Raw genomic sequence first — 8,627 nt, 5'->3', positions numbered from 1 at the left:
GTCTCGGTGACACCCGAGTGCACACCCGCCGGGCCAAGCGGCCCGGCCACACCCGAACCGCACCCGGGTACCAGCCGAACGGCGTCCGCGCAGCCCGCGCGGAGCCGTTTGAATTCTCCCGCAGAAAAACCTGCTGGAGAATTCACAGCCATTGAAGTCGAAAGGGAAACCCGTGGAGCGAGTCACCAGTCCCCGCGAAGCAGTCCGCCGCAAGGCCACAGGAATGACTTTCGAACAGGTTGCCGAAGCAAAAGAAGAAGCCGCCATGCTGGAACGTCACCGCTTCCGGGCCTGTTATATCCGAGAAGACATGGCCGCGACCGAAAATGCAATCGAACGACACAAAGAATGGCGCCGCATCGGCTACGTCATGGCCAAGGAAAACCTCACCACCTACGACCCCGACCGCGACCCCACCGTCCAACGCCGGCACCGCGAGGAACACGCCCGCCTCGCCGCAGTCCACACCCAGACCACCGAACCCACCACCCACCACCCCATCGACCCCAGGCTCCAGACCATCCTGACCGCCCTCGGCCGCGCCGGCCTCTACAACCTCACCGAAGCCGACCACCAGGCCGCCGCCGTCCTCGCCCAGCTCGACCACACCACCGTCACCCAACTCACCACCCGGCTGGAACGAACCCGCGAAACGGCCCTCCACCTCGCCGCAAGCACCCCACCCACCGGGCCGCCCTACCGCCGCCCACGGCCCGCCGCCCGCGCGGCGCGTAGGACCCGCTGCGCTGCGCCGGGCCGCCGTCCGGGCCTGCTCTCTGGGGCCGTCGGCCCGCCCCGGACGGTGCCGGGCAGGGCCGCCGTTGTGACGGAGCGTCGCAGTTTGCGAGTGATCGCGGAGATATCGCAGGTCCAGGGCTGGGTGATGCGCGATGGTTTGTGAGCCGGGACACGATAGGTGGAACCTGGCCAGGCGTATTGGAACTACCGGAGACGGGTCGCAGTCCGGACAAGGTCGGCGACGGCTCTGGACCGACTGTGCGGCGGCCAGGCGATCACGGTGGTGACTTTCGGCGCGTCCAGCACGGGCACGGCGGCGAGGTCACCGTGCAGTTGAGCTCGGCACGACTCCGGTGAGACCGCGCAAGCACGGCCGAGCGCGACGAGCTGCAACAACTGCGCGTGGTCGCGGACCTGCGGGCCGGGGCCGGGCGGGTAGGTGCCGTCGGGGTCGGGCCAGCGTGGCAGGGGCAGGCCGGGCAGCCCGGTGATGTCGGCCATGTGCACATGGGTCCGGACGGTGAGCGGATGCCCGGCCGGCAGGACCACAACCTGGCCCTCCGTGCTGAGTTCTTCGGTGTGGAACCCTGCCGTCGAGTCGAACGGCCGGTGCAGTAGCGCCACGTCAGCCCGGCCCTCGCGCAGAAGTCGTTCCTGCTCGGCCGGGCCGCACAGGATGACGTCGACGGGGACCGCGCCGGGTTCGGCGGCGTACGCGTCCAGCAGTTTCGCCAGCAGTTCGCGGGACGCGCTGGCCTTCGTGACCAGGACCAGGCCGGGACGGCCGGTCGAGGGAAGGGCGGCGCGGCGGGTCCGGCGCTCGGCCGCTTCGACCGCGTCGAGGGCCGCCCGGCCCTCGGCCAGCAGCACCGAGCCGGCTTCGGTCAGGGTGACGGTGCGGCTGGTCCGATCCAGTAGCGCTGCCCCGAGTCGGCGTTCGAGTTGCTGGATCGCCCGTGACAGAGGCGGCTGCGCGATCCCGAGCCGCTGCGCGGCGCGCCCGAAGTGCAACTCTTCGGCGACAGCGACGAAGTAGCGCAGTTCCCTGGTCTCCATCCGGCCACGGTACTCCGGATCAATACCTGAAAGGTATCGTTGCCCATCCAATCGGTCTTGGACCCCCGCCGGGGTCCGAGAGCAGCATGGTCCCCATGAGCGAACGAACGATTGCGCTGGTCACCGGCGCAAACAAGGGAATCGGCTACGAGATCGCCGCAGGCCTGGGCGCCCTCGGCTGGAGCGTCGGCGTCGGCGCCCGCGACGATCAGCGTCGCAAGGCCGCGGTGGAGAGACTGCGCGCGGCCGGCGTCGACGCGTTCGGCGTACCGCTGGACGTGACCGACGACGCGAGCGCGACAGCCGCCGCACGGCTGATCGAGGAACAGGCCGGGCGCCTCGACGTGCTCGTCAACAACGCCGCCATCACAGGCGGCACGCCCCAGGAGCCCACCCGCGTCGACCCCGCCACCATCCGCACGGTCGTGGAGACCAACGTCATCGGCGTCATCCGCGTCACCAACGCGATGATGCCGCTGCTGCGCCGCTCTGCCTCACCGCGGATCGTGAACATGTCCAGCAGTGTCGGCTCCCTCACCCGGCAGTCAGGGATCGCTGGTGAGCTGACCACAGGTCCAGTGGCCGTGGCGTACTCGCCGTCGAAGACGTTCCTGAATGCCGTCACCCTCCAGTACGCCCGGGAGCTGAGCGGCACGAACATCCTGATCAACGTCGGCTGCCCCGGCTACGTCGCGACCGACCTCAACGGCTTCCAGGGCGTGCGCACCCCCGAACAGGGCGCGGCCATCGCCATCAAACTCGCGACCCTGCCCGACGACGGCCCGACGGGCCAGTTCTTCGAGGACGCCGGCGTAGTGCCCTGGTGAAGTGCACGGCGGTCATCACCCGCACAGCCACCGGGGTGAGGCCGCTTCGCCCGCGCGTCTCGAACAGGTTCATCGACTGCTTCGGCCGCCCCGGCCGACGCTCCGGTGCCTGGGGCAATGCTCCGCACCGCCACTGGTTCCAACATGGATGTCAATTCACCGCAGGTTGCAAGCAGCGTGACCATTTGGTTCCAACAATCGTGACCCGGGGATCCGCATCGCAAGGTCACCACACCGCCATGGTTCCAACTACCGCGTCCCGTCACACGAGGTGAAGCCGCTGGCGGCGACGATGCCACGACGGGTGTGCCTGCCGGTCAGGGAGCGGGGATGGGGCCTCCGGGCCGGAACCGCTCCACCCCAACGATGTGCCGCACCTTGACCGGGCGCACGATCACCGCGACTCGCTGCTCCCCCGGCATGATCCACTCGAAGTCGCTGCCCAGGTACTTGCGGGCCAGCTGGTCCATCCGGTCATGTGCCTCCTCGCCCTCGATGAAGCGGGCCACCACGCCACTGATCTGTACGCGGTCGAAGGGGTCGGTGGCGTCCGCGTGCGAGAGATAGACACGGGGGTCGCGGCGCAGGTTTTCCTCCTTCACTCGACCCACCGAGGTGTTGAACGTCAGCTCCCCCTCCCCCTCCAGATCCACCCACATCGGGCTGACCTGCGGTGCTCCGTCGGCGAACACGGTGCCGACGTACCAGATGTTGGGGGCCTGCAGCCGGGCGCGGACAGCTTCATCGAATGTCGCAGTCATCCTGGGAGGCTACTAGCAGTGATCGAGACAGTTCGAGGGAAACCGTGGAGTCGGCCAGTTGAATCCGATGCCTGGGCGCGAGCCATCCCCGCGCTCCTGCCCCGGTATCCGAGACATCGCAGCGGGCTCGTCACCGGCTCTCGCACTGCGCCGGGTCGAGTCCGCCGACTCATGCTCAGCCCCGCCAGGTCTCGCGCTCACTCGCCGACTGAAGCGCTCAGTCACAGCCGTTCCGAAGCCCGGGCGGTGCGCAGCGTCGACCGGCGTCTGCTCATCCCCCGCCCGGTGCCCGCCGACGCCGATCCGCAGTTGGCCGAGCTCATCGCCGCCGCCGCGCCGCGTGAGATGGTTCTCGACCTGTATGAGCTGTGCGCGGGCCTGCGGGCCCTGGCCGACCTCGACGGCCAGGCCACAGCGCGTCACCATGTCGGCCATGGCGTGCTCCAGAGCCGGGTCGGCTGTCTCCCGGCATGCAGCAAAGCCCGTCGAAGCGAGCCCGAACATCAATCTGAAGGAACGGAGGCGGTGACCAAGCTGCGGCATGGCCACCACCCTCGCACATGGCTCGATCAACATGAAGCCGGAGAGGACAGGCTCCAGTCGACGACCCTCCGTCCTCCAGTCGAAAGGCCGTTGACGTTATTTCTCGTGAAGATCCGCAGCACTCAAGATCGCCAACTGCTGCCCAAACCGCTGACCGAACGCTGCTACTTCACGTGAACGAAGCCACAGAGGTCTCGCCCGCGCCAGCCCAGGGGTCGTCCTGCTTCCCCAGCTCAGCCGCCTCGCGCTCGCGCCTCTCGGCAGCCTCGCGCTGCTCGGCGATCGTGGGGATGGCGGGGAGGGCCTCGACCGGGCGGCCGTGCCTGGCCAGCATGTCGGCCAGCTCGAAGGCGGCGTGGCGGTGGGTGGACGAGCGGAGAAGCGCGAAGCTCTCCTCCAACCGACCGTCCCGCTCCAGCAGCCCCGCCAGCGCGGTGTCCCACTCGCCGGGCTCCCGCTCGTGGAGGGCGGCGGCCTCCGCGATCCCCTCCGTGCAACGGCCCGCCTCGCCCAGCAGCCACAGTCGCAGGTGGAGGACGTCATCCGGATGTCCCTCGGCCCACGCTCCGGTGAGGCCTTCCAGGAGTTCGAGCGCCCGGCCGGGGCGGCCGTCAGTGACGAGCAGGTCCAGCGCCCAGTGGAGGAGGTTCCAGCAGTCGTAGTAGTCGTAGGTCGGCCGGCCGGTCTCGACGGCCTCGTCGATCCTGCCCTGACGGACCAGCAGGTGCATCAGCGCCGCACGGTCTCTCGGGTGGTCATCGGCCTCGATCCGTTCGCGCAGCAGGGCCTCGGCCTCAGGCGCCCGCCCCGCATCCTCCAGTGCCTTCGCGTACACGTCGAAGACGTGGTGCTCGCGGGCGGCGAGGGCCCCCAGCTCCTCGATCAGGCCCTGCCGGGCCAGGAGCTTCGCGTAGTACTCCGGAAAGTTGAGGGGGTGATGGCGGCCCGAGGCCGTCTCGGTACGCAGGATCTCAACGGCCTCGTCCGTACGCCCGGCCCGTTCCAGAACCCGGGAGATCAGGAGCAGCACGTGCCACCGGTCCGTCCGGGCCACCCCGCACGATTGACCGCACTGCTCACACACCGCGCTCTCCGTACGCTCCATGCGCTCCGCCTCCTGCGCGAGCACGTCCAGGACCCGGTCGTCGAGCCCCTGTCCTTCGGTCACCTCGGCCAGGTGTGACTGGAGCCAGAACTCCCCGAGATGCGGTATGAGCACCTCGATGGCATCGTCGGCCCTCCCGGCCTTCGCTGCCATTTCCGCGTAGTGGGCGCACACGTGGCCGTCGCCGAGTTCGGCCGTGTCCGGGCGCACCATCGCGAGCGCCTCGTCACCCTGGCCCTGCTGGATCATGATCTCGGCGGTGAGCCACTCGGCGGCCCTCCAGCCGATGTCCGTGAACGGGTCCATCAGCGTCAGCGCCCGCTCGAACTCCCCGCCCGCGCTCAACTCCCGCGCGGCTGCCTCCGCGCAGTGCCAGTCCCCACGCTCCTGCGCCGCCCGAATCAGCAGCTCCAACTGCCCCAGGTCAAGAAGAGTGCGCACCAGCCGCGGGGAGACGCCGCCGAGGGTGTGTGCCTGCCAGGAAAGATCATCAACGTTCACGCGGGCAGCCTACGAATCGCCACCGACAGCGGCCCGGGGGCTGGAGAGCGCATCGGACGGCCGCCAGGGCCAGCGGCCCCGGGCCGGCTCGCCCGGACCACGTCTGCCGCCGGGACCGGACAGGACGAGCGGGGGCCGACAACGAATAAGGAGACGGCACAGCGGCCTCGCCCACCGTGGACTCCACCTGCCCCGTGCCCCCGCAAGCAGCCCCGAACGGGGCGGTGAGAGCCGCGCTGCTGCTGCTCGAAGAGATCGAGGCGCAGCCCGGCCAGAGCCGGCGGATGAGAACGAATGCCCGCGAGGTCCACGACGTCCTGGCCCCGCTTCTTCACCCACTGGTGCCCGCACCGCTGGCGGCCTCGGTCCCCGCGCCAACGGCCGGGGACGGCGAGTGGGTCCCTGCGCGGCACGATCGGTACGGGCACCTGAACGCCGAAGCCGCCGGCGGGCAGGGCGAATGGGCATCAAGGGGGGGCGACATCGGCGGGTCTGCGCTCCCGTCCGATGCGCGTGACCGCGTAGGACGCTTGCCCCGTGCCGGGCCGCTGTATCTGGGGGGAACCGGCCGACCTCCCTATTTCGTCACAAACTGAACAGATGCCTCTTTTCAGGGTTAGCCCGGGGGAGGCTGCCGCAGCCCGATGCAGAAGGAGTGCCCGTGACACATCCCCTCGTGTCCCTCCCGCCGTCCGCCGCCGACCAGGCGTCATCCGGGGGGAGCCGGCAGCAGCCGTTCCCGCGGTGGAGCCGGCGCCAGGTGGTCGCTGTCCTGCTGGTGGTCTTCGGTGGTTACCTCCTGCCCGTCGTGGGCTGGCTGATCGGGGCGGTCGTGTGGCTGCTCGTCCCGGGGTGGACGACGGCGTCGAAGATCGCAGGGGTCCTCGTATGGCCGCTGTGCACCCTCGGTCTGGTGGTCACCAGCGCTGCCGCGTACTGGCTGGTTCTTCCGCTCGGTGACCCCGTCTCCTCCGTGATCACCTCGCTCTTCCTGCTCGTTCCCAGCAGCTGGTTCCTGGTGCTGGTGGTCGCCGCCTGGTCCCTGCTGAAGGCAGGCACCGACCGCGCGCACGGGAGCGGCCGGTGAGGCGGGTCAAGCGGGCCGCCACCGCGACGGCGGTGGCGATGGCCTTGGGTGCCGCCGCCGCATGCGCACCCCGGGACCCGGGTCCGCCGTCCGCCAGGCCCGCGACATCGGCCCCGGCGATCACTGCCGGCCCGGTCGACGGGCCCGACCTGCCCGAGGTGTCGCCCACGCCGCACGAGATCCGCCGCACCGGCGCGGACCTGCCCGTTCCCCGCCGGGTCGATGTGCTCCATGACGACGGGGCCGACGACCAGGCGGTGAAGGTGGTCACCCAGGCGCTGCGTGCGGCAGGGGCCGAGGTGCGCACCGCCCGTGTCGAGGAACAACCTTCCCGGCAAGCTGAGTTGACGCTGGTTCTGGGCCGGCGCGACGCTCCGCGCGTCAGGGAACTGCTGGCTCGCAGCGGAGCCTTCGGTCCTGGCGGCCTTCCCACCGAGGGCTACCAGATCACCTCCGGCACGGTGGACGGCCGCAGCGGCATGGTGCTGGCCGGGCAGGACACGGCCGGCGTCTACTATGCGGCGCAGACCTTCACCCAGCTGATCCGTGGCAGGACCCTCAGCGGAGCGACGGTAGTGGACTACCCCTCCATCCCCCAGCGTGGCGTGGTCGAGGGCTTCTACGGCACTCCCTGGACGCAGGCCCAGCGGCTGGACCAACTGGCCTTCTACGGCCGGATGAAGCTCAACACGTATCTGTACGCGCCCAAGGACGACCCCTATGAGCGCGACCGGTGGCGCGAGGACTACCCCGCCGCCCAGGCCGCACAGCTGGCCGAACTCGCCCGGGCCGCCCGCGAGAACCACGTGGACTTCACCTACGCTCTCTCTCCCGGCAAGTCGATGTGCTACAGCTCGGCCGCCGACCGCACTGCCGTCACCGGCAAACTGCGGTCCCTGTACCGGCTGGGGATACGCGACTTCGTGATGGCCTTCGACGACATCCACCCGCTGCCGGTGTGGAGCTGCGCCGCGGACCTGGCCCGCTGGGGACCGCTGAACGAACAGGCCATGGCGGCAGCCCAGAGCGAACTCCTCAACCGTGTCCAGCACGACTTCGTGGACCAGCACCCCGACGTGCGACCGCTGCAGATGGTCCCCACCCAGTACAGCGACCTGAAGGACACTCCGTACAAGAAGACACTGCGCCGCACACTGGACGGCCGGATCGCGATGATGTGGACCGGCGCGGACGTCGTGCCCACCAGCGTCACCGCCCAGCAGGCCGACGACGCCACGGACGTGTGGGGCCGTGAGGTGACCCTGTGGGACAACTACCCCACCAACGACTACGACCACGCGGCCGGACGCCTGCTGCTCGCCCCCTACGCACGCCGGGCCCCCGCCCTGGACGAACACCTCACCGGCATCGTCCTCAACCCCATGAACCAGGCCTCGGCCAGCAAGCCGGTCCTGTTCACCGGCGCCGACTACGCCTGGAACACCCGCGCCTACACCCCCGAGGCCAGCCTCCGGGCCGCTGCCCGCTACCTCGCCGCAGGCGATCCCTCCACCACCGACGCCCTGGCCCTCTTCTTCGACACCCAGCACCTCGCCCCCAGCTGGGACGGCACCCCCTGGCAGCCCCAAGCCCCCGATCTGCAGGCCCGCATCAACCGCTTCCAGGCCGACTGGAAGGCCGGCCGCCAGCAGCACGCCGCACAGGAACTGGGCCGCTACGCCCGCTCCATGGCCGCCGCCCCTCAGCAGATCCGCGCCCATGTGCCCGATGCGGGCCTGGCGGCCGAGGCGAAACCCTGGCTGGACGCCCTCGCCCTGTGGGGACAGGCCCTGACCGACACCAGCGACGCCCTGCTGGCCCGCCTCGACGGTGACACGGCCCGCGCCGAGCAGCTCTTCTCCCGTTCCCGCGACCACGCCGGACAGGCCGCCCGTCAGCACACCCTGCCGGGCGCCACCCGCCCCCAAGGCCCCGTCAAAATCGCCGACGGCGTGCTCGACACCTTCCTCGAACAAGCCCCTCACCTGCCCCGCCACACGGGCGGGTGA

8 protein-coding genes are annotated in these 8,627 nt (G+C 70.1%); 5 read left to right on the top strand and 3 right to left on the bottom strand.

Annotated elements, in window-relative coordinates; all coding sequences use genetic code 11:
* The first annotated feature begins 223 nt into the window (after positions 1-223).
* Positions 224-901 carry a hypothetical protein gene (locus tag ACFU7Y_RS10500; RefSeq protein ID WP_380767363.1) on the top strand — a complete coding sequence of 226 codons (678 nt, stop codon included), beginning with the start codon at positions 224-226 and terminating at the stop codon, positions 899-901.
* Between the two features lie 41 nt (positions 902-942).
* On the opposite strand, the gene ACFU7Y_RS10495 is transcribed toward ACFU7Y_RS10500, so the two are convergent.
* Positions 943-1,794 (bottom strand): LysR family transcriptional regulator, encoded by an 852-nt coding sequence (locus ACFU7Y_RS10495; protein WP_380767362.1) that lies wholly within the window; start codon positions 1,792-1,794, stop codon positions 943-945.
* 95 nt (positions 1,795-1,889) lie between these two features.
* On the opposite strand from ACFU7Y_RS10495, the gene ACFU7Y_RS10490 reads away from it, so the two are divergent.
* The gene (locus ACFU7Y_RS10490) at positions 1,890-2,621 is read left to right on the top strand and encodes an SDR family NAD(P)-dependent oxidoreductase (protein WP_380767360.1); all 732 of its coding nucleotides are present in this window, start codon (positions 1,890-1,892) and stop codon (positions 2,619-2,621) included.
* A gap of 317 nt (positions 2,622-2,938) precedes the next feature.
* Here ACFU7Y_RS10490 and ACFU7Y_RS10485 read toward each other — a convergent pair whose 3' ends face one another.
* Positions 2,939-3,382, bottom strand: coding sequence for a TIGR03618 family F420-dependent PPOX class oxidoreductase (locus tag ACFU7Y_RS10485; RefSeq protein ID WP_380767358.1), 444 nt, complete (start codon positions 3,380-3,382; stop codon positions 2,939-2,941).
* A 246-nt stretch (positions 3,383-3,628) separates the two neighbouring features.
* Between ACFU7Y_RS10485 and ACFU7Y_RS10480 the strand changes: the two genes are divergently transcribed.
* Positions 3,629-4,102 carry a hypothetical protein gene (locus tag ACFU7Y_RS10480; protein WP_380767356.1) on the top strand — a complete coding sequence of 158 codons (474 nt, stop codon included), beginning with the start codon at positions 3,629-3,631 and terminating at the stop codon, positions 4,100-4,102.
* Here ACFU7Y_RS10480 and ACFU7Y_RS10475 read toward each other — a convergent pair.
* Positions 4,095-5,531, bottom strand: coding sequence for a hypothetical protein (locus tag ACFU7Y_RS10475; RefSeq protein WP_380767354.1), 1,437 nt, complete (start codon positions 5,529-5,531; stop codon positions 4,095-4,097). The genes ACFU7Y_RS10480 and ACFU7Y_RS10475 overlap by 8 nt on opposite strands.
* A 661-nt stretch (positions 5,532-6,192) precedes the next feature.
* Between ACFU7Y_RS10475 and ACFU7Y_RS10470 the strand changes: the two genes are divergently transcribed.
* Both ACFU7Y_RS10470 and ACFU7Y_RS10465 read left to right on the top strand, forming a co-directional pair.
* Positions 6,193-6,618: a hypothetical protein gene (locus ACFU7Y_RS10470; protein ID WP_224281891.1), complete on the top strand. Its 426-nt coding sequence runs from the start codon at positions 6,193-6,195 to the stop codon at positions 6,616-6,618.
* Positions 6,615-8,627 (top strand): beta-N-acetylglucosaminidase domain-containing protein, encoded by a 2,013-nt coding sequence (locus ACFU7Y_RS10465; protein ID WP_380767351.1) that lies wholly within the window; start codon positions 6,615-6,617, stop codon positions 8,625-8,627. The genes ACFU7Y_RS10470 and ACFU7Y_RS10465 overlap by 4 nt, the downstream gene beginning before the upstream one ends.

It is taken from the genome of Kitasatospora sp. NPDC057542 (genome assembly GCF_042801945.1).
GTDB lineage: Bacteria > Actinomycetota > Actinomycetes > Streptomycetales > Streptomycetaceae > Kitasatospora.
Note: the sequence above shows the minus strand (reverse complement) of the source record. Positions and strands in the feature narration are given on the sequence as shown.